The 20,175-nt window shown below is 72.0% G+C and carries 16 protein-coding genes; 10 read left to right on the top strand and 6 right to left on the bottom strand.

Going from position 1 to position 20,175, the window contains the following annotated elements; translation table 11 throughout:
• Positions 1–11 precede the first annotated feature (11 nt).
• A complete protein-coding gene (locus IG99_RS08920; protein WP_199815484.1) occupies positions 12–797 on the bottom strand; it encodes a metallophosphoesterase in 786 nt (261 codons plus the stop codon).
• Between the two features lie 220 nt (positions 798–1,017).
• On the opposite strand from IG99_RS08920, the gene IG99_RS08915 reads away from it, so the two are divergent.
• Both IG99_RS08915 and IG99_RS08910 read left to right on the top strand, forming a co-directional pair.
• Positions 1,018–2,145, top strand: coding sequence for an aminopeptidase P family protein (locus IG99_RS08915; RefSeq protein ID WP_037671673.1), 1,128 nt, complete (start codon positions 1,018–1,020; stop codon positions 2,143–2,145).
• 46 nt (positions 2,146–2,191) lie between these two features.
• Positions 2,192–3,190 (top strand): aminoglycoside phosphotransferase family protein, encoded by a 999-nt coding sequence (locus IG99_RS08910; protein ID WP_037671672.1) that lies wholly within the window; start codon positions 2,192–2,194, stop codon positions 3,188–3,190.
• A gap of 34 nt (positions 3,191–3,224) precedes the next feature.
• On the opposite strand, the gene treZ is transcribed toward IG99_RS08910, so the two are convergent.
• A complete protein-coding gene (treZ, locus tag IG99_RS08905; protein WP_037671671.1) occupies positions 3,225–4,970 on the bottom strand; it encodes a malto-oligosyltrehalose trehalohydrolase in 1,746 nt (581 codons plus the stop codon).
• Positions 4,971–5,143: 173 nt separating this feature from the next.
• On the opposite strand from treZ, the gene IG99_RS08900 reads away from it, so the two are divergent.
• From IG99_RS08900 to IG99_RS08890, 3 genes are all read left to right on the top strand, one after another.
• Positions 5,144–5,695: a DUF1707 and FHA domain-containing protein gene (locus IG99_RS08900; protein ID WP_037671669.1), complete on the top strand. Its 552-nt coding sequence runs from the start codon at positions 5,144–5,146 to the stop codon at positions 5,693–5,695.
• A 120-nt stretch (positions 5,696–5,815) separates the two neighbouring features.
• Entirely contained in the window at positions 5,816–7,180 is a 1,365-nt protein-coding gene (locus IG99_RS08895) for a M14 family zinc carboxypeptidase (RefSeq protein ID WP_051865156.1), read from the top strand.
• On the top strand, positions 7,177–7,581 hold the full coding sequence (locus tag IG99_RS08890) for a subtilase-type protease inhibitor (RefSeq protein ID WP_037671667.1): 405 nt from the start codon (positions 7,177–7,179) through the stop codon (positions 7,579–7,581). The genes IG99_RS08895 and IG99_RS08890 overlap by 4 nt, the downstream gene beginning before the upstream one ends.
• A 154-nt stretch (positions 7,582–7,735) precedes the next feature.
• Here the strand turns inward: IG99_RS08890 and IG99_RS08885 are convergent, their stop codons facing one another.
• On the bottom strand, positions 7,736–8,986 hold the full coding sequence (locus IG99_RS08885) for a M14 family zinc carboxypeptidase (protein WP_037672214.1): 1,251 nt from the start codon (positions 8,984–8,986) through the stop codon (positions 7,736–7,738).
• Between the two features lie 259 nt (positions 8,987–9,245).
• Here IG99_RS08885 and IG99_RS08880 point away from each other — a divergent pair, with 259 nt between their 5' ends.
• Complete coding sequence (locus IG99_RS08880) at positions 9,246–10,142, top strand: aminoglycoside phosphotransferase family protein (protein ID WP_037671665.1); 897 nt, start codon at positions 9,246–9,248, stop codon at positions 10,140–10,142.
• Between the two features lie 126 nt (positions 10,143–10,268).
• Here the strand turns inward: IG99_RS08880 and IG99_RS08875 are convergent, their stop codons facing one another.
• Entirely contained in the window at positions 10,269–10,730 is a 462-nt protein-coding gene (locus tag IG99_RS08875; RefSeq protein ID WP_037671662.1) for a MarR family winged helix-turn-helix transcriptional regulator, read from the bottom strand.
• Positions 10,731–10,842: 112 nt separating this feature from the next.
• On the opposite strand from IG99_RS08875, the gene IG99_RS08870 reads away from it, so the two are divergent.
• The gene (locus IG99_RS08870) at positions 10,843–11,676 is read left to right on the top strand and encodes an alpha/beta fold hydrolase (RefSeq protein ID WP_037671660.1); all 834 of its coding nucleotides are present in this window, start codon (positions 10,843–10,845) and stop codon (positions 11,674–11,676) included.
• A 138-nt stretch (positions 11,677–11,814) separates the two neighbouring features.
• Here IG99_RS08870 and treY read toward each other — a convergent pair whose 3' ends face one another.
• Positions 11,815–14,169, bottom strand: a complete 2,355-nt coding sequence (treY, locus tag IG99_RS08865) for a malto-oligosyltrehalose synthase (RefSeq protein ID WP_037671658.1) — start codon at positions 14,167–14,169, stop codon at positions 11,815–11,817.
• A gap of 87 nt (positions 14,170–14,256) precedes the next feature.
• Complete coding sequence (glgX, locus tag IG99_RS08860) at positions 14,257–16,365, bottom strand: glycogen debranching protein GlgX (RefSeq protein ID WP_037672213.1); 2,109 nt, start codon at positions 16,363–16,365, stop codon at positions 14,257–14,259.
• Between the two features lie 183 nt (positions 16,366–16,548).
• On the opposite strand from glgX, the gene IG99_RS08855 reads away from it, so the two are divergent.
• The 3 genes from IG99_RS08855 (at position 16,549) to IG99_RS08845 (ending at position 20,081) form a co-directional block, all read left to right on the top strand.
• A complete protein-coding gene (locus IG99_RS08855; RefSeq protein ID WP_037671655.1) occupies positions 16,549–17,370 on the top strand; it encodes a hypothetical protein in 822 nt (273 codons plus the stop codon).
• Between the two features lie 55 nt (positions 17,371–17,425).
• Complete coding sequence (locus IG99_RS08850) at positions 17,426–18,736, top strand: copper amine oxidase (RefSeq protein ID WP_037671652.1); 1,311 nt, start codon at positions 17,426–17,428, stop codon at positions 18,734–18,736.
• A 106-nt stretch (positions 18,737–18,842) separates the two neighbouring features.
• Positions 18,843–20,081 (top strand): SAV2148 family HEPN domain-containing protein, encoded by a 1,239-nt coding sequence (locus IG99_RS08845; protein WP_078947588.1) that lies wholly within the window; start codon positions 18,843–18,845, stop codon positions 20,079–20,081.
• Positions 20,082–20,175: the final 94 nt, after the last annotated feature.

The following is a 20,175-nucleotide window of genomic DNA, read 5'->3' as shown; positions in this document are numbered from 1 at the left end:
CGTGAGGTCCCTCACACGGTCCGGAAGTGGCTCGTGAGCCGCCCCTCGTCGTCCAGGACGTGGAAGGCGAGGCCCACCGGAGTCTCCCGGTCGGCCACCTGCTCGCCCTCCCACGGCAGCTGCGGTGTCCACGTCACCCCGGGACCGGCCACCAGCGGCCGCCCGGCGAAGGAGGTGGCGGCGGGCGGGTGCGCGTGCCCCGTGACCAGCCCGGCGATCTCGGGGCGACGCCCCAGCAGCGCGGCCAGCCGGTCGGGTGCGCACAGTCGGCGGGAGCCGGGCCGGGGGTATCTGTCACACCCTTCGGGCGGCGGGGGAGGGTGGTGCAGCCTCACCGGCGGATGGTGGAACGCGAGCAGCGCCGGTACGGCCCCGTCGAGCTCGTCCAGCGTCGCCTCGATCCAGCCGTACGTCTCCTCGTCCAGCGCCCCCTCCTCCCTGCCGGGAACGCTGGAGTCGCACATCAGCACCGCGCCGCCGTCGAAGACCTGCACGGTGTTGACCGGTCCGTCCGCCGCGGGCAGGCCGAGCAGGGCCTTGCGGTACGGGGCGCGGCTGTCGTGATCGCCCGGGCAGGTGAGCACCGGGAACGGGGCGTCGCCGTCGTCCAGGCCCAGGACGCGGGCGGCCTCCTCGTACTCCGCCTCGGTGCCGTGGTCCGCGATGTCCCCGGTCACGACCAGTGCGTCCGGCTGCCCCGGCAGCTCCCGCAACCGGTCGCACACCCGCCGGGCACGCTCCGTCGCCCGCGCGCTTCCGTCCAGACGCAGATCACTGATGTGTGCGAGAACGAGCACGGCGGTGGCCTCTCTTGCTGTCAAGTAATGCTCAACCCGCATCAAACCATTAGGGCTAATGCCATGGCAATCTTCAGCCGTTAGGATCGCTGTCTCCAGCAGAGCGCACCGCGAACTCGATCGTCAGGAGTCCGGAAACCCCGCTCAACCGGCTCGCGCAGGCCCCCGTGTCCGGGCAGGATGCTGCCCGTAGTCCACACATCCGCTCAGGGAGGCCCGGATGACCGGCCGTACGCCCGCGCCCTTCACCGCCGACGACTACCGGGCCCGCATGGGGCGCGCCGCGCGGGCGGCCGCCGACGCCGGACTCGCCGGCCTCCTCGTGGCGCCGGGCCCGGACCTGGTGTGGCTCACCGGCTACACGCCCACCGCCGTCACCGAACGGCTCACCCTCCTCGTCCTCGCCCCCGGCCAGGACCCCGTCCTCGTCGTCCCCGCACTGGAGGCCCCGGACGCCGCCCAGGCCCCCGGCGTCGCCGCCCTCGCCCTGCACGACTGGACCGACGGCAAGGACCCCTACGCCGCCACCGCCGCCCTCCTCGACGGCGCCGGGCGTTTCGGCATCAGCGACAACGCCTGGGCGATGCACCTGCTCGGCCTGCAGAACGCGCTGCCCGGCACCTCCTACACCTCCCTCACCGACGCGCTGCCCATGCTGCGCGCCGTCAAGGACGCGGCCGAGCTGGACCTGATGGCGGCCGCCGGCGCCGCCGCAGACGCGACGTTCGAGGAGATCCGCGAGGTCCCCTTCGCGGGCCGCAGGGAGTCGGAGGTCGCGGCCGATCTCAGCAGGCTGCTGCGGGAACACGGACACGAGGTCGTCGACTTCACGATCGTCGCCTCCGGACCGAACGGCGCCAACCCCCACCACGAGGTCGGCGACCGCGTCATCGAACGCGGCGACATGGTCGTCCTCGACTTCGGCGGCCTCAAGGACGGCTACGGCTCCGACACCTCCCGCACGGTCCACGTCGGCGAACCGACCGACGAGGAACGCAGGGTCCACGACCTCGTGCGCGAGGCCCAGGAGGCGGGCTTCCGCGCGGTGCGGCCCGGCGTCCCCTGCCAGGAGGTCGACCGGGCCGCCCGCGCCGTCATCGCCGACGCCGGGTACGGCACGTACTTCATCCACCGCACCGGGCACGGCATCGGCGTCACCACCCACGAACCGCCGTACATGATCGAGGGCGAGGAGCTGCCCCTCGTACCCGGCATGTGCTTCTCCGTGGAACCCGGCGTCTACCTGCCCGGGCGCTTCGGCGTGCGGATCGAGGACATCGTCACCGTGACCGAGGACGGCGGCCGCCGCCTCAACGACACCACCCGCGAGATGGTCATAGTGGACTGAGCGACCCAGGAGCCCCCGCACACCCCCGAGCGACAACGGCGCGACCATGACCCAGGCACCGACACCCACCGCGGACACCGTCCACCGGCTCGTCCGTTCCCTGCTCCAGGACCCCCAGACGAAGGCCGGCCAGGCTGTCGGCAACGGCAACGGCAACGGCAACGGCGTGGGCGCCGCCCCCGGGCCGGAGATCCGGCCCGTCGCCGAGGGCGCCGAGCACTCCACCTGGTGGGTCGGCAGCCGCCACGTCCTGCGCCTCGCCCCCGACCGCGACGCCGCCGCGCGCCAGCGCCGCGAACTGCGCCTGCGCGACGTCGTCCGCCCGCACGCCCCGGTCGCGGTGCCCACCAGCGTGGCGCACGGCGAATGGGCACCCGGCCTGACCTACACCCTCGACACCAAGGTGCCCGGCGGCACGGCGGAGCAGTACGACGTGTCGGCGGTCGGCGAGGCCGATCTGGCCGGACTGCTGACGGGCCTGCGCGAGGTACCGGCCCGGCAGGCCGAGGCGCTCGGCGTCCCCCGGGCCGCGCCGCGCTCCCTCGAGGCGCTGCGCCGGATGGCCGTGGCCGCCTCCGCGACCCTCGCGGAGGCGGACGAGTTCGACGCCGGCCGCCTGACCCAGCTCACCCCGCCCGGCGCGGCCCAGCTCGCCGCCCAGCCGAGCGGCGCGGTCCTCGTCCACCACGCCCTCAGAGGCGAACACCTCGTGGTCAGCGCCGACGGCCGGGTGCGCGGCGTCCTCGACTGGACCGACGCCGTGCTCGGCGACCCCGCCGAGGACATCGCGGGGCTCGCCCTCGCCGTCGGGTCCGGTGCCGCCGTCCGCGCCGCCACCCTCGCCGGGTACGGGGCCCGCCCCTGCCTGCGCGGTCTGTGGCTGGCCCGCTGCGACACCGTCGTCCGCCTCGCCGCCCGCATCGAGGGCCGCGGCGAAAGCGGCTCCCTGCCCCTGCTGCGAACCCAGCTGCGCCGGGCCTGGGAGGCGATCCTGCTGGAACGGGTCACCGAACTGCGCGAGGAGGGCCTGGGGGACGAGCTGTGAAAGGTGCGGCACAGCGGAAGACGTGTGACGGGCCTCAATCCTGAATGAGTACCACGCACGACTCCCCGGGCAGCCGCAGCACCCCGTCCGCGCCCGGTACTTCCACCGGCTCCCACGCGGCCAGGACCCGGACGGGGCGGGTGCCCAGGGGGATCTCCGCCGGGTCCTTGCCGAGGTTCACGGCCACGCGTACGTCTCCGCGCCGGAAGCCGAACCAGCGGGCGACGGCGTCGTAGGCCACCTTCGTGTCGGCAAGGTCGGGGTCGGTGAGGTCGGCCTGCGCGTGCCGCAGGGCGATGAGCCGGCGGTACCAGTCGAGCACGCGCGCGTGGGGCTCACGCTCCGGTTCGGACCAGTCCAGGCAGGAACGGTCGCGGGTCGCCGGGTCCTGCGGATCCGGTACGTCCTCCTCGGCCCAGCCGTGCGCGGCGAACTCCCGGCGCCTGCCCCGGCGTACGGCCTCCGCCAGCTCCGGGTCGGTGTGGTCGGTGAAGAACTGCCAGGGCGTGCCCGCCGCCCACTCCTCGCCCATGAACAGCATCGGGGTGAACGGCGCGGTCAGCGTCAGCGTGGCCGCGCAGGCCAGCAGCCCCGGAGAGAGCGTCGCCGACAGACGGTCGCCCTGCGCCCGGTTGCCGACCTGGTCATGGGTCTGGCTGTAGCCGAGCAGCCGGTGTGCCGCCACCCGCGCCCGGTCCAGCGGGCGTCCGTGGCCGCGGCCCCGGAAGCTGGAGTACGTGCCGTCGTGGAAGTAGCCGCCCGTGAGTGTCTTGGCGAGCGCCGCCAGCGGGTCGCGCGCGAAGTCGGCGTAGTAGCCCTGGGACTCACCGGTCAGCGCGGTGTGCAAGGTGTGGTGGAAGTCGTCGTTCCACTGCGCCTGGAGGCCGAGGCCGCCCTCCTCGCGCGGGGTGATCAGCCGCGGGTCGTTCAGGTCGGACTCGGCGATCAGGAACAGCGGCCGGCCCACCTCGGCGGCCAGGGCGTCCACGGCCGCCGACAGCTCCTCCAGGAAGTGGCACGCGCGCGTGTCCTTCAGCGCGTGCACCGCGTCCAGCCGCAGCCCGTCGAGCCGGTAGTCGCGCAGCCACGCCAGGGCGCCGGCGAGGAGATAGGCGCGCACCTCGTCGGAGCCGGGCGCGTCGAGGTTCACGGCCGAGCCCCACGGGGTCTGGTGCCGGTCGGTGAAGTACGGCCCGAAGGCGGGCAGGTAGTTGCCGGAGGGGCCCAGGTGGTTGTGCACCACGTCGAGGACCACGCCCAGGCCGCGTTCGTGCGCCCGGTCGACGAAGCGCTTCAGTGCCTCGGGCCCGCCGTACGGCTCGTGCACCGCCCACAGCGAGACGCCCTCGTACCCCCAGCCGTGCCGCCCGGGGAACGGGCAGACCGGCATCAACTCGACGTGCGTGACGCCCAGTTCGACGAGGTGGTCCAGACGTTCGGCGGCCGCGTCGAAGGTGCCGTCGGGCGTGTAGGTGCCCACGTGCAGCTCGTAGAGGACGGCGCCCTGCAGCGGTCGGCCCGCCCACGGGGTCCGCCACGTGTAGCGGCCCTGGTCGACGACCGCGCTCAGCCCGTCGGGCCCGTCCGGCTGGCGGCGCGAGCGCGGGTCGGGCAGGACGGGGCCGTCGTCCACCGCGAAGCCGTACCGCGTGCCGTCCCGGGCCTCCGCCTCGCCCGTCCACCATCCCTCCCGCCGCGGATCGCGCTCCAACGCGCGCGTGGCGCCGTCGCACTGGAGCGTCACACGATCGGCCTGCGGTGCCCACACCTCGAACTGCACGGACGGTTCCCCTTCGTCTGCTCACCGTGATGTAGCCGGTCCATCGTCCTTCAAAACGAGATCGAACCGCTTCCGTATGCACCCTTTACCGGCGGATCCGTCGGCCACGCGTGCGTGGGCGCCGTTTCTCCGTTTTCTGGACACCCAAGGTCTACTGACCGACAATCAGCAACGTGACGTCGTCCTTCGAGTTCAACACGTATCCCGCTCGACTGTCCGACGCGGAGCGCGACAAGGCGCTGCAGGTGTTGCGTGACGGCGTCGCCATGGGCCGTCTGTCGCACGACACGTTCATCCGGCGCATGGAGCTGGCCCTCGCGGCCCGCCGCTCCGACGAACTCGTGGCGCTCACCGCCGACCTACCCCAGGAGAACCGTCTGGCGCGCCTGGTGTTCGGCACCGTCGAGGCGGTCTCCGGCTTCACCGTACGGCTGCGCAGGGCCTGGCAGGCCGAGCGGCTGCCCAAGCTGCTGCTGCCCCACCCCGGTCACGGGCACCCGCTGCGCATCGGCCGCGACCCGGCGAGCGGACTGCGCCTGAACCACGAGACGGTCTCGCGTGTGCACGCCGAACTCAGCCGCCAGGGCGGCATGTGGGTCCTGCGGGACCTCGGCTCGACCAACGGCACGACCGTCAACGGACGCCGGGTGATCGGCGCGGCCGTCGTCCGCGAGGGCGACCAGGTCTCCTTCGGGCACATGGCGTTCCGGCTCTCCACGGAGTAAGCGCACGACAGACGGGCCGGACCGCGGGTGCGGTCCCGTACCGCGGTGTTGACGTACCCCGCCAGTCGTGACTCACTGTGCGTACACCATGTACATCAGGTGAACCGACGGCACCACGGGGTGGAGGTGTGTGCGCTGCCGCCGCTCCTCCGCTACCCGACCGTCGACGAACTGGGCGCCCGCGCCGCCGCACTGGTCGCCCGCCGCCCGCGGGACGCCCGGCTGCGCCGCATCGGCACCTCCCGCGCGGGCACCCCGCTGTGGCTGCTCTCCGTCGGCCACGGCAGCCGGCACGTGCTCGTCGTCGCCGGACCGCACGCCAACGAGCCGGTGGGCGGCGCCACCGCACTGCGGCTCGCCGAACGCGCCCTCACCGACCCCCGGCTCACCGAGGGCGCCGACGCCACCTGGAACCTGCTGCTGTGCGTCGACCCCGACGGCCTGCGCCGCAACGAGGGCTGGCTCGCGGGCCCGTACACCCTCGGCCACTACTTCCGGAACTTCTTCCGGCCCGGTTTCCTCGAACAGCCCGAATGGCTCCCCGACGGCGCCGTCGGCGCCACCCTGCCCGAGACCCGCGCGCTGCTCGAAATCCAGGACGAACTGCGGCCCTTCCTGCAGTGCTCCCTGCACGGCGTCGATGTCGGCGGCGGATTCGTCGAGCTCACCCACGACCTGCCGGGCCTCGCCCAGCGCGTCGCGCACACCGCCGCCCGCCTCGGCATACCGCGCGAACTCGGCGCGTACGACACCCTGTACTGGCCCGCCCTCGGGCCCGCCGTCTACCGGATACCGCCGCCGCGGCGAGGCGACCTGGCCGCGGCCATCACCGAGGCGGCCGTCGAGTCGACGTGGTTCCACCCGCACCGGCACGGCACCGTCACCGCGGTCGTCGAGGCGCCCATGTGGGGTGTCGCCGCGGTGCAGAACGGCACACCGTCCGCCGACCGGGACGCGGTACTGCGTACGATCAGCCACACCCTCCGTCACGACACCCGTGCCCTGGAGGGCCTCCTGGCCCGTCTGAGGCCCCACCTCACCGATGTCCCGGACGCGGCACGCCTGCTCGCGCCGGTCGACGACTACGTCCTCGTCTGCCCCGGACTCGCCGACGCCTGGGACCCCGACGTCGGCGATCCGACGCGGCCGCTCCCGCCGCTCAGCTCCGCCCACCTGGTCGCCCTGCGCATCGCCGGACGGCGGCTCGCGCTGCGCACGGCGGGCCTCCTGCACCAGCTGGTGACCGGCGCCGGCCGCGATCCGGCCGGGGTGCTGCCGGAGCTGGACCGGCTCGTCGACACGTGGTGCGCCGACTACCGCGACGGCTGCGGGGCACGCTGGACACCGGTCGCACGCCAGGTCGAGTACCAGTCCCGGGTGGTGCTCGCGACGTTCGAACTGGCCGCGCGGCACACGCCCGCCTGCCCCCGTTCGGGTGAGCCGGGCTGGGGGAGCGGGGCGGCCGTGCCGATGCACCTGGAATGACGCGTTCCTCGAAGACGACGGCTGTACGGGGTGCTCTCCTCGCGGCGGCCGCCCTCCTCCTCGCCACCGCCACCCCCGTCGCGGCCTCCCCCGGCGACTGGCTCTACCTCACGCTCACCCGGGGCGGCGCCTCCGTCGACGACTCGCGCGGCACCCTGCTGCTGTGCGACCCGCCCCAGGGCCACCCGCGTGCCGCCGACGCCTGCGCGCAGCTGCGCAGGGCGGGCGGGGACATCGGCCGTATCCCCGCCAAGGACGCCATCTGCACCATGCAGTACGCCCCGGTGACCGTCCACGCGCGCGGGACGTGGGACGGCCGGCCGGTCGCCTACGAGCGGACGTTCTCGAACGGGTGCGTGCTGGCGGCACGTACGGGGTCGGTGTTCGCGCTCGAAGGGTGAGTGCGGGAGCGCTTCGCGGGTGAGTGCGGGAGCGGCTGACGAGTGTGAACCGGAGCGCCGACGCGTCAGTGCGGGAGTGGCTGACGAGTGTGAACCGGAGCGCCGACGCGTGAGTGCGGGAGCGCCCGACCGGTGAGGGTCGGGCGCCCGCCGCTCACACCGGCCTCTCGCGCGCGTGCAGCGCTGCCGCGACCACCGTGCGGGACTGGTGCTCTACCTGGTGTTCCAGGGGCACCCAGCGGGCCCGGAAGCGCTCGGCGAAGGCATCGCTCCAGGTCGCCACCAGCCGCTCCAGTCGGGGTGCCGCGCGGTCGTCGCTCTCCCGCAGGACTCGCAGCAGCATCGCCGCGGCCCGCAACGGCAGACGTCGGCCGAACGCGTCCACGCTGCCGACGTACGCCATCGTGGCGTCCGCCGGCGGCGTGCGCAGCCAGTCCGCGGCCAGCCCCGGGATCAGCTCCAGCGCCCACCGCGCGGACCGCAGCAGCGGCCCGTCCACGCCCTCCAGACGCGGCCGCGCGTCCGCGAGCGCCCGCTCCACCTCCAGCGCGTCCCGCAGCAGCCGGTGCGCGAGGCGCCGCATCGCCGCTGCCGGCGCGGGATGCGGCGCCGGGTCGTCCACCAGGTCGCTCGCCCACATCGGCACCTCGACCACCGCGGTCAGACCGCCGTAGCGGTGCGTGTGGTACCAGGTGCTCTGGCGGGCGTCGTCCGGCATGCTCGGGTGCACCGCGTCCGCGCCCGGCTCGGGCATCACGTGCACGCCGGGTCCCGACGCGGGCCAGCCCGCCGCGTCCGAGGCGCCGGTCTCCACCGGGATGTGCAGTTCGGCAGCCGACTTCGCGAACGGCTCGGCGAGACCGGGTATGTCCCGGGTCAACTGCACCCAGCTGCCGCCCAGGTCGGTCCCGTGCAGCGTCACCTGGAGGTAGGGCCGCAGTTCGTCGATGACCCCGGTCAGGGCGCGTGTCTCCGGGGGCAGCCGGTCCGGAGGCAGCACGGCGGGCGACCACTCCGGCTGCTCGGGACCCGCGGGCCGGAAGAACCCGAGGTGGTACTCCAGCAGACTGCGCGGCGCCGGCGTCACATGCAGGCTCGCCCCGTCGGGGTCCGCGCAGAGCAGGAAGTGCCAGGACGTGCCGTCCCGCAACTCCTCTTCGTGGAGCACTCGTTCGGCGAGGGCGAGGAGTGTGCGGCCGCCGGTCGGCTCGTTCGCGTGGGCGCCGGCGACGACCAGGACGGCCCGGCGGGCGTGGCCCACGGAGAGCAGGTGCAGGGGCCTGCCCGCGCGGGAGACCCCCACTTGTCTGAGCGTGCACAGGGCAGGCCCACGGGCGGCCAACGCCCGCGCGGAAGAGAACAGTTCGACGAGAGTGGGATAGCGCAGCTCCGGCAGTGGACTCACCCCCGTCATGTGTCCGTCCGGCCCCGCATCCGCAGTACCCCACGGTCCCGGTGAACTGTCAAGGACGCGCAGGGGGAGGCGGCCGGGGGCGTCGAAAGTGCTTCCGGGCCGGAAGAGGCATGACGGCCCCTCGCTTGCCAGTGGCGTTCAATGGCTCCACGAAGGCGACTTGGGTTCTACGGGTCGTTGCCCCGTCAGATCCGGCTTTGATCCGGTCTGCTCACGGCGCTTCGAATGGGACTAGTGGAAGGCCTGCGAGATGACCATGCACGATGACCAAGTGGACGTGACCACCGACATCGTCGCGACCTTGATCCAAGAACAGTTCCCTCAGTGGAGCGGCAGGGCGATCCGACGCCTGTCGTCAACCGGGACGGTCAACGCCATCTTCCGCATCGGGAACGACCTCTCTGCGCGTTTCCCACTGCGTCTGGCCGATGCTGCCGAGGCGCTGGCGGTTCTGGAACAGGAAGCCCGGGCGAGCGCGGAGCTGGCACAGGTGTCTCGGTTCCCCGCCCCGCAACCCGTCGCCTTGGGAAGGCCTGGAGCGGGTTACCCCATGCCATGGTCGGTCCAGACATGGCTGCCGGGAACGGTCGCCTCCGATGCCGACCCTAGTGGGTCGGACGCTTTTGCCGAGGACCTTGCGGCCTTCATCGCGGCCCTGCGGGACACCGAGACGCGGGGGCGGCGTTTCAGCGGCGAAAATCGTGGCGGCGTTCTCGCTCACCACGACGATTGGATGGCGAAGTGCTTCGAGGAGAGTGAGGGGCTGCTCGACGTGCCCCGGCTGCGCCAGGTGTGGAGCGACCTTCGGGAGTTGCCACGCACGGGTGCCGACGTGATGAGCCACGGTGACTTGATACCCGGCAATGTACTGGTCGCGGGAGACCGTCTCAGCGGCGTACTCGACACCGGCGGCTTCGGCCCGGCCGACCCCGCGCTGGATCTCGTCAGTGCCTGGCACCTGTTGCAGCCGGGCCCGCGGGAGGTGCTCCGGCGGACACTGGTCTGTGACGACCTGGAGTGGGAGCGCGGCAAGGCATGGGCGTTCGAACAGGCGATGGGTGTCGTCTGGTACTACGTCGAGAGCAATCCGACGATGAGCGGAATGGGGCGCCGGACACTCGACCGCATTCTGGAGTCGATGGAGTGATGTCGCCCGAAGTCCAGTCTCCAAGCTGGTCAACTCCCTCAAGGGCGTCAGCTCCCGCGGGCTCCGCCAGGAATGCGCCGGAAGGGCTCATGCACCATCTTCCGTACGCCGTCCCGCCCCATCCGGTCAGGGGCGGGAATCCGGGTCCCCTGACGGCGGCATGAGGTTCCGGGTGAGCACACCCAACGCCTCCGAGACCTCCCTCAGCCGGTGCGGGTCATCGGATCCGAGTGCCCTGGCGAGAGCATCCTCGATGCCGACGGCGCGAACCTGCGCCACTCGCTCGGAAACCGCGGCGGCCTGACGCACCAGCACACGGCGCCGGTCAACGGGATCCGGCGCCGTCCGCACCGATCCGGCTTCCTTCAGCCGGGCGATGGCCGAGGACACCTGGCTCTGCGGCAGACCGGTGCGGGAGGCGATCTCGCCGACCGCGGTATCGGGATGAGCGGCGATGTCACTGGCCACGATCAGCACCAGGCGGGCGCTGCCCGCATATCGGCCGCCGCCGGTCGGAGGCTCCGGCAAGGCCTCCTCGCCGATCTTCATCAGAGTGCGTCCCAGCAGGAACAGCTCGACTCCGTTCATGCCATCCAATATACATCGAACTCGATTCATCGAGATTGATGTATCTAGTTCGATGTATTACGGTGGTCGAAGGACGCGGCGGAAGGACCGCCCGCCCACAAGGGGGATCACCATGCCCAAGACCACCGGCACACTCACCGTTCCTGGCGCCGTCCTGCACTACCAGGTCCGTGGCGCCGGCCCGCTGCTGCTGATCTCGCAAAGCGGAGAGGGCGACGCCGACCGCAGCACCGACCTCGTCGCCCAACTCGCGGATTCCTACACCGTGGTCACCTACGACCGCCGCGGCCTGTCCCGCAGCCGACTCGACGCCCCCGAGCTGGGCGCCACACTGGCCGAGCACGCCGACGACGTCCACCGCCTCCTGGCCTCTCTCACGGACACCTCCGCACTCATGCTCGGCTGCAGCCTCGGGGCCGTCATCGGCATGCACACCGCCGTGCGGCATCCCGAACAGATCCGTACCCTCATCGCCCACGAGCCGGTCGCCCCACGCCTGCTGCCCGACGATGAGCGCGCCCGCCACGAGCACGAACTCGCCGCCCTTCAGGACCTCTACCTCCGCGACGGCCTCGGCGTCGCCCTCCCGGAGATCGCCAGGACCCTGGGCATCGACCCCGCCGCCACGGACACCGAACCCGATCTGACGCCCCAGCCGATGACCGCCCAGCGCACCGCGAACTTCGACTACTTCATCCGGCACGACTTCACCGCGGTCATTCACGACACCCTCGACACCGCCGCGCTGAAGGACGTCAGCACACGCATCGTGCCCGCTGTCGGGCGCACCACCGCGCGAACCGTCTTCGACCACCAGTGCGCGACAGCCCTGGTCGCACTGCTCGACTGTGAACTGCAGGAGTTGCCCGGCGGCCACAACGGAAACACCAGCCACCCCCGGGCCTACGCCGCGCGTATCCGGCAGATCCTGGACACCGTCGGATGATGCCGAGCGGCCAGGCCCGGCAACCCGCCAGAAATCCGGGCGAGACTGGATTTCTCATGAATCATCCGCGAACCGGGGCCACTTGAAGTCGCGTTGCAGGGCCCACTGAACGCCGCCGTGGCCACCCTCGCGGAGCGCTCACTCACCCACCCGCTCCAGCAGCGTCACCGGCAGCCCCGCGAACAGGTCCGCCACGCGCGCGTGCCCCGTGTACTCCCGCTCCGGAGCGAGCACGTCGACCCAGCGCCCCGCCGGCAGCGCCAGCCGCGTCTCCCGCCAACCGCCCGCCTCCGACAGCCGCAGCGACAACCGCGTCACGGCGGCCACCACCTCACCCGAGCGCGCGAACGCCAGACAGTGCGCCCGCGCGGGGCCTTCCGCGGCCAGCGGCTCGTACGTCGCCGACTCCCCGAAGACACCGGGCCGCCGCCGGCGCAACCGCAGCGCGGCCGCGGTCACCGCGCCCTTGTCGCCGGCGTCCCGCGGCGGGAAGTCCACCGCCCGCCGGTTGTCGGGGTCCACCAGCGCACGGCACTCGCCCTCCGTGCCCTGGTAGACGTCCGGCACCCCCGGCATCGTCAGATGGAGCAGCGCCGCGCCGAGCACGTTCGCCCGGACATGCGGTTCCAGCGCCTCGCGCAGGGCTGCCACCCGGGCGCCCGGCGGCCCGCACGGGCCCGCGGCGAGGAACGCGGCCACCGCCTCCTCGTACGACGGCTCCTGCTCCGTCCAGCTCGTGTAGAGACCCGCCTCGCGCACATGCTTCAGCAGCGCCTGCTCCACCCGCTCCGCGGCGGCGGGCCCGAGCCCGAACACCGTCTGCCAGGCCGCCCACGCCAGCTGCGCGTCCGGCACGCCCTCGCCGGTGCGGGTCGCCTCCGCCAGGGCGTCCGCCCAGCGCTCCGGGCACTCGGTGAGCACGGCCAGCGCGGCCCGTACGTCGGCGCTGCGCTTGGTGTCGTGGGTCGACACGACGGTCCCGGTGGCGGGCCAGTCGCGCTGCACGCGCGCGCAGTACGCGTGGAACTCCTCCGGGGGCAGGGCCGGCCGCCCGGGATCGCCGCCGACCTCGGTGGCCGACAGCAGCGGCACGTACCGGTAGAACGCCGTGTCCTCCACCGACTTGGCCCGCAGCGCGGACGCCGTCTGCGCGAACCGCGTCCGCAGCTCCACCACCTCCGGCCCGTCGCCGCCCGCCCGCCCGAGCAGCAGATTCCGTACGACGTCCACCGCGCCGGCCTCCTCCGGCACCACGAAGGCGAGCCGGGCCTCGGCCGCGGCCTCCTCGGTGAGGACCGCGGCCGCGTCCTGGGAGACGTACGGGCGATAGACCTCCAGCCGGACCAGCAGCTCCTCCAGCGCGGTGCGCAGTGCCCAGGGCGCGCGGTCGCGCAGCGCCGGGTCGGGCGACGTCCCGCACAGCCGGTGCGCGACCCGGGTCAGCCGGTCCACCTCGGCGGCCAGCTCGTGCGAGAGCACCCGGTACGCGGCGCGCCGCACCGTCGCCTCCCACTGCCCGCCCCGGTCGGTCTGCGGCGCCGCGAACCGCCGGTACCGGCCGAGCAGTTCGCCGGCCCCCGCCGGGTCCGTGAGGACGCCGTCGACGTGCCGCAGGGCGTCGTAGCCGGTGGTGCCCGCGACCGGCCAGGAGGCCGGCAGGTGCTCGCCGTCCGCGAGGATCTTCTCCACGACCGTCCAGCGGCCCCCGGTCGCCTCGTGCAGCCGCCGCAGGTAGGCGTCGGGGTCGGCGAGTCCGTCGGGGTGGTCGACGCGCAGCCCGTCGACCACGCCCTCGTGCAGCAGCTGGAGGATCTTGGCGTGGGTGGCCTCGAACACCTCCGGGTCCTCGACCCGCACCCCGATCAGCTCCGAGATGCTGAAGAACCGCCGGTAGTTGAGCTCCGTACGAGCCAGCCGCCACCACACCGGCCGGTACCACTGCGCGTCCAGCAGCCGCGGCAACGGCAGCCCCGCGGTGCCCTCACGCAGCGGGAACGCGTGGTCGTGGTAGCGCAGCACGTCCCCGTCGACGCGCAGGTCGCCGAGCACCGAACCCAGGGGCCCGCCGAGCACCGGGAGCAGCACCTGCCCCTCCTGCGCCTCCCAGTCGATGTCGAACCAGCGCGCGTACGGCGACTCGGAGCCCTCGCGCAGCACTTCCCACAGGGCGCGGTTGTGCCGTGGGGCCATGGCCATGTGGTTCGGCACGATGTCCACCACCAGGCCCAGACCGTGCTCCCGCGCGGTCCGCGAGAGCGCCCGCAGCCCCTCCTCGCCGCCCAACTCCTCACGCACGCGCGCGTGGTCCACGACGTCGTAGCCGTGCGCCGACCCCGGCACGGACTCCAGGACGGGGGACAGATGCAGGTGCGAGACCCCGAGCGAGGCCAGATACGGCACGGCCGCCGCCGCGGCCGTGAAGGGGAACTCGGGCTGCAGCTGCAGCCGGTAGGTGGCCGTCGGAACCGCCGTGTCCACTCGCTCAGATGTCATGCAGACCTACGTACCCGCCCCACCGCCTTTCCTGTCATCGGCCCCGCCACCTGCCCGGACCCTGGCCCATACGAGTGACGCCGACGGCTAGTCCGGCCGTCGCAGTACCGTCATGCTCCGGTCCACCAGCGTCAGCTTGTCGCCCGCCTGGACCTTCGCCTCCGTGCCCGGTGCCACGCCCTCCGGGAGCGCGGTGTCCACCACCACCTGCCACTGCCGGCCGTGGTCGACCGGGACGACGAACTCCAGGGTCTGCGGTGAGGCGTTGACCAGCAGCAGGAAGGAGTCGTCGGCGATGCGCTCCCCGCGCGCGCCGGGTTCGGAGATCGCGTTGCCGTTGAGGAACACCGTCAGTGCCGACGCCGGCGCCGAGTCCCAGTCCCGCTGGGTCATCTCCTTGCCCTCGGGCGTGAACCAGGCGATGTCGGACAGCTCGTCGTGGGTGCCCTCGACGGGCCGGCCGTGGAAGAAGCGCCGCCTGCGGAAGACGGGGTGTTCCTTGCGCAGCCACACCAGCGCGCGCGTGAAGTCGAGCAGCTCGCTGCCGTCCTCGGGCCAGTGCACCCAGGCCAGCTCGCTGTCCTGGCAGTAGGCGTTGTTGTTGCCGCGCTGGGTGCGCCCGAACTCGTCGCCGTGGCTGATCATCGGCACGCCCTGGGAGAGCAGCAGCGTGGCGATGAAGTTCCGGGTCTGCCGCCCGCGCAGCTCCAGCACGCCCGGGTCGTCGGTCTCGCCCTCCGCACCGCAGTTCCACGAGCGGTTGTGGCTCTCGCCGTCCCGGTTGTCCTCGCCGTTGGCGTCGTTGTGCTTGTCGTTGTACGACACCAGGTCGTGCAGGGTGAACCCGTCGTGACAGGTCACGAAGTTGATCGAGGCCAGCGGACGGCGGCCGTCGTCCTGGTAGAGGTCCGACGAACCCGTCAGCCGGGAGGCGAACTCCGCGAGCGTGCGCGGCTCGCCCCGCCACAGGTCCCGCACGGTGTCGCGGTACTTGCCGTTCCACTCGGTCCACAGTGGCGGGAAGTTGCCCACCTGGTAGCCACCCTCACCGACGTCCCACGGCTCGGCGATCAGCTTCACCTGCGAGACGACCGGATCCTGCTGGACCAGGTCGAAGAACGACGACAGCCGGTCGACCTCGTGGAACTGCCGCGCCAGCGTCGCCGCGAGGTCGAAGCGGAACCCGTCGACATGCATCTCGGTGACCCAGTACCGCAGCGAGTCCATGATCAGCTGGAGCACGTGCGGGGAGCGCATCAGCAGGGAGTTGCCGGTCCCCGTGGTGTCCATGTAGTAGCGGGGATCGTCCGCGAGGCGGTAGTAGGACGGGTTGTCCAGGCCCCGGAAGGACAGCGTCGGGCCCAGGTGGTTGCCTTCGGCGGTGTGGTTGTAGACGACGTCCAGGATGACCTCGATGCCGGCCTCGTGCAGCGCCCGCACCGCCGACTTGAACTCCAGGACCTGCTGCCCGCGGTCGCCCCAGGAGGCGTAGGCGTTGTGCGGGGCGAAGAAGCCGATCGTGTTGTAGCCCCAGTAGTTGTTCAGGCCCATGTCGACCAGCCGGTGGTCGTTGACGAACTGGTGCACCGGCATCAGTTCCAGCGCCGTGACGCCGAGCTCCACCAGATGCTCGATGAGCGCTGGATGCGCGAGCCCCGCGTAGGTGCCGCGCAACTCCTCCGGCAGCCCGGGGTGAAGCATGGTGAGGCCCTTGACGTGGGCCTCGTAGATCACCGTGTGGTGGTACTCGGTGCGCGGCCGCCGGTCGTCACCCCAGTCGAAGTACGGGTTGACCACGACCGACGACATCGTGTGCGGGGCCGAGTCGAGGTCGTTGCGCCGCTCGGGCTCGCCGAAGTGGTAGCCGTACACCTCCTCGCCCCAGCGGACCGAACCGCTGATGGCACGCGCGTACGGGTCGAGCAGCAGCTTCGCCGAGTTGCAGCGCAGCCCGTGCTCGGGGGCGTACGGCCCGTGCACCCTGAACCCGTACCGCTGTCCCGGCATCACGCCCGGGAGATACGCGTGCCGCACGAACGCGTCGCTCTCCCGCAGTTCCACCGCCGTCTCCGAGCCGTCGTCGTGCAACAGACACAGCTCTACTCGGTCCGCGGCCTCCGTGAAGACCGCGAAGTTCGTGCCGGCGCCGTCGTACGTGGCACCGAGTGGATACGCCTCTCCAGGCCAGACCTGCATGTACACGACTCTTCCAGGTGTGTGGTGCCCCCGGTGGCACCTTCCTCCGAGTCTCCCCAAAAGTGAGGGAACCACCTACGACTTACGTCCCTCTTACCGGCCGACCAGTGCATACCCGGTATGCCGAATCTGTGGGGCAGAAACGAATACTCCCAAGGGACACAGGGGGAGTAGGGAGAAAACGTGCGCAAGACAGTGCACCGCCACCTGGGAAAGGTGGTGGCCGGCGCGGCCATAGCGGTGGCGGGGACCGCCGCGATGGTCGCGGTCACCCTGCCGGGCACGGCGGGCGCCAAGGAAACGGGCGGGACGAGCGGCGCACCGGCCGCTGAGCAGGCGGCACAGCAGCAGGGCGGCCCGCTTGCCGCGCCGCGGCCCGGCGTCGTCGAGGAGGCGCCCGCCGAGGGGAAGAAGGGCAAGGGCCTCGACCCGCTGACCGACGACGAGACCAAGCGCGTCGAGCAGCTCGCGCTGAACCGGCAGATGCTCACCTCCGGCGAGAACGTCGAGGGCGCCCGCGGCCCGCAGCGCCTCACCGTCGACATCGCCGAGCCGGAGGCCGGCGAACTCGACGCCACCGACGCGCCCCGGCGCGCGGTCGTGACGTTCTACGACTACAAGAGCGACGAACTCGTCACCAGGACCGTCAACCTCGACACCGGCAAGGTCGAGGAGACCTCCCGGCAGCACGGCGTCCAGCCGCCGCTCAGCCGCGACGAGAACACCGAGGCCGCACAGCTGCTGATCGCCGACAAGCTGGGCGCGGACCTGAAGGCCGACTACAAGGACGCCACCGGCAACGAGCTCACCTCGCCGGACCAGCTCCAGCTCAACGCAGCGATCTACCGGGCCACGCCGGGCGCCCAGCCCGCCGCGCTCGACAAGTGCGGCGAACACCGCTGCGTGCGGCTCTTCCCCAAGGTGAAGAACGGGCCGTGGATCGACGCCCGCCACCTCATCGTCGACCTGAGCGCCCGCAAGGTCGCCGTGCTCGACCGCGGCTGAGCCCGCACTCCATCCACTTTTCCACCCTTCCCTCCTGCAAGGGAGTCACTTCTTCATGCGCGTGAACAGTTCCAGCCGTGCCCGCGGGCGCACGGCGGTCGGTCTCTCCCTGGTCGCACTGGCCGCCGGTGTGACGACGGGCGCCGGACCGGCCACCGCCCAGCCGAAGGCCGCCCCCGCACCCGCCGCCGAGTGCAGCGCGGCCTACCGCATCGAGCAGAAGCTCTCCACCGGAACCACCTGGCGGATGTGCTGGCGCTACGACAGCAAGGCCGGCCTCGTCCTGGACAACGTCTCCTACCAGCCCAAGGGCGAGACCAAGCCCATCAAGGTGCTGGAGAGCGCCAGACTGGGTCAGATCGACGTCCCCTACGACGACGGAAGCGTCGAGTACGACGACCTGACGGGCTTCGGCTTCGCGCAGGGCCTGGTGAACATGGCGCCCGCCGAGTGCCCCGGCGGCACCATCAAGACCGTCAAGGTCCAGGACGCCTTCTACTCGGACAACCCCAACATCAAGGGGCTGTGCACCACCACCCGCGCGCGCGGTCACGCGTACCGCATGCAGGCCGACAACAACAAGGTGTACCAGGAGCAGGGCAAGGACCTGCTCGTCTACACCGTCAACAAGGTCGGCTGGTACGAGTACATGACCGAATGGCGCTTCCAGGACGACGGCACCATCAACATGAACGTCGGCGCGACCGGCAGCCTCTCGCCGGGCGACTACGACGCCGGCGACGGCCGCGGCTGGCCCATCGGCAACGGTGCCCGCTCCAAGGCCACCAGCCACGCCCACAACGTCTTCTGGAAGCTCAACTTCGCCCTCGACGGCTCCTCCAAGAACACCGTCGAGCAGTACGACTCGGTCGTCAGCCCGCCCGCGCGCGGCCAGGAGGCGCCCACCAACAAGACCACCCGCACCAAGGTCACCAAGGAACTCGCGGGCGACGCCAAGAACATGCGCTGGTGGCGCGTGGTCAGCGCCACCGGAAAGAACAAGGACGGCCACGCGCGGTCGTACGAGATCGTCCAGAACGCCACCAGCAAGTACCCGGGCCGCAGCTTCACCCGGCACGACGTCTACTTCACCGAGTACGACAAGTGCGAGCAGTTCGCCAGCAACAACCCGGGCTGCGCGAACGGCCATCCGCGGTTCGTCAACCAGTGGGTGAACGGGCAGACCCTCACCCGGCCCGTGGTCTGGGTGAACGTGGGCTTCCACCACATCGCGCGCGACGAGGACCAGCAGCCGATGCCGGTGCACTGGCAGGGCTTCTCCATCGCCCCCCGCGATGTGACCGCTATGAATCCGCTCACTCCGGCCGCCCTCGCCGACCAGAACGGCCGGCCCCGCAACGGGTAGTCGATAAATGCCATGCCCATCCGGCTGCACCGTCGACCGCTTGCGGAGTACCCTTCCTTGATCGTTGGGACGGGGAGTGCTCGGGGGAGCGGAAGGCGGTGCGCGGGTGGGCTCGGGAGGGCTGGAGCTGCCCCCTGGTGACGAGGGTCACGAGGGGAGCTCCACAGAGGTCCCGCCCGGCACGGTGTCCCTGGCCCGGCCGATGGACGTGGGCGCCATCGGACCGGAGCTGGACTGGGACGCCGACGCCTGGCGCGAGGTGCGTACCCGCGCCCAACGGGCCGGCCGGGCCTACATCTGGCTGAACCTCGTCGAGCAGCGGCTGCGCGCGGTCGTGGCCGCCGTCCTGCGCCCCATCTACGAGCCCGTCCATGGCGACGAGTGGGTCGTGGCCGCGGCCGGCCCCGCCGGACAGGAATGGGTACAGCGCGCGGTCGCCGTCCGTGAGGTCAGCCGCCGCAAGGGCTACCTGCTCGACCCGGCCGACGACAACGTGATCAGCTTCCTCACGCTGCCGCAGCTGCGCGAGCTGATGGTGCAGCACTGGCCGTGCTTCGAGCCCTACTTCGACGAGCGCCGTGACCTCGAACTCGCCTTCGACGAGCTCGAGGTCACCCGCAACGTCGTCTCCCGCAACCGCGCCCTGTCCGAGGCCGTCCTGAACCAGGCGGAACGCGCCTCCGCGCACCTGCTGGAGATGCTCGGCACGGGCGGCGACGTGCCCTCCGCCCGCCGGCTGCCCGTCGACGCGGTCGAGGACCTCGTCGGCGACCGCTACGCCGACGTCGTCGCCGTGCACTCCGACCGGGTGCGGCTGATGCGCCGGTTCCCCGCCGAGGACATCTTCGGCGGCGCCCGCAGGCTCGACGCCATCGGCATCGGCCTCAACCTGCTCGTGCAGAACTTCTCCGGACGCCGGATGATCCGGCTGGCCGAGGCGGGCGCCCGCGTCCGGCTGCTCTTCCTCAACCCCGCCTCCAGCGCGGTGAAGCGGCGGGAACGGGAGCTCGGTCTGAAACGGGGCGAGCTGAGCCGCTCCGTCGAGATGAACATCCTGCACATGCGCCGGGTGCGCTCCCGGCTGCGGGACCCGGACGCCTTCCAGATCCAGGTCTACGACGAGACCCCCCGCTTCACCGCCTACCTCGTCGACGGCGACGGCTCCGACGGCGTCGCGGTCGTGCAGTCCTATCTGCGGCGGGCGCGGGGCATGGAGGCGCCGGTGCTGGTGCTGCGCAACGGGCACCGGGTGCTCAAGTCGGACGAGATCGACGAGGGCGGGCTGTTCGCCGCGTACCGCGAGGAGTTCGAGCTGGCTTGGGTGGATTCGCGACCGGTGTCCTGAACCGCGCCCGGGCGTGGGGCGGCGGTGGGCGTGGCGCGACGGAGGGCGGGCAAACGGAACGCGGACCTCTGATTGTCAGTGGCGCATGCGATGG

The organism is Streptomyces griseus subsp. griseus (assembly GCF_000720255.1).
Taxonomy (GTDB): Bacteria; Actinomycetota; Actinomycetes; order Streptomycetales; family Streptomycetaceae; genus Streptomyces; species Streptomyces griseus_I.
The sequence above is the reverse complement of the archived record's forward strand: the minus strand, read 5'-3'. Positions and strand labels throughout refer to the sequence as shown.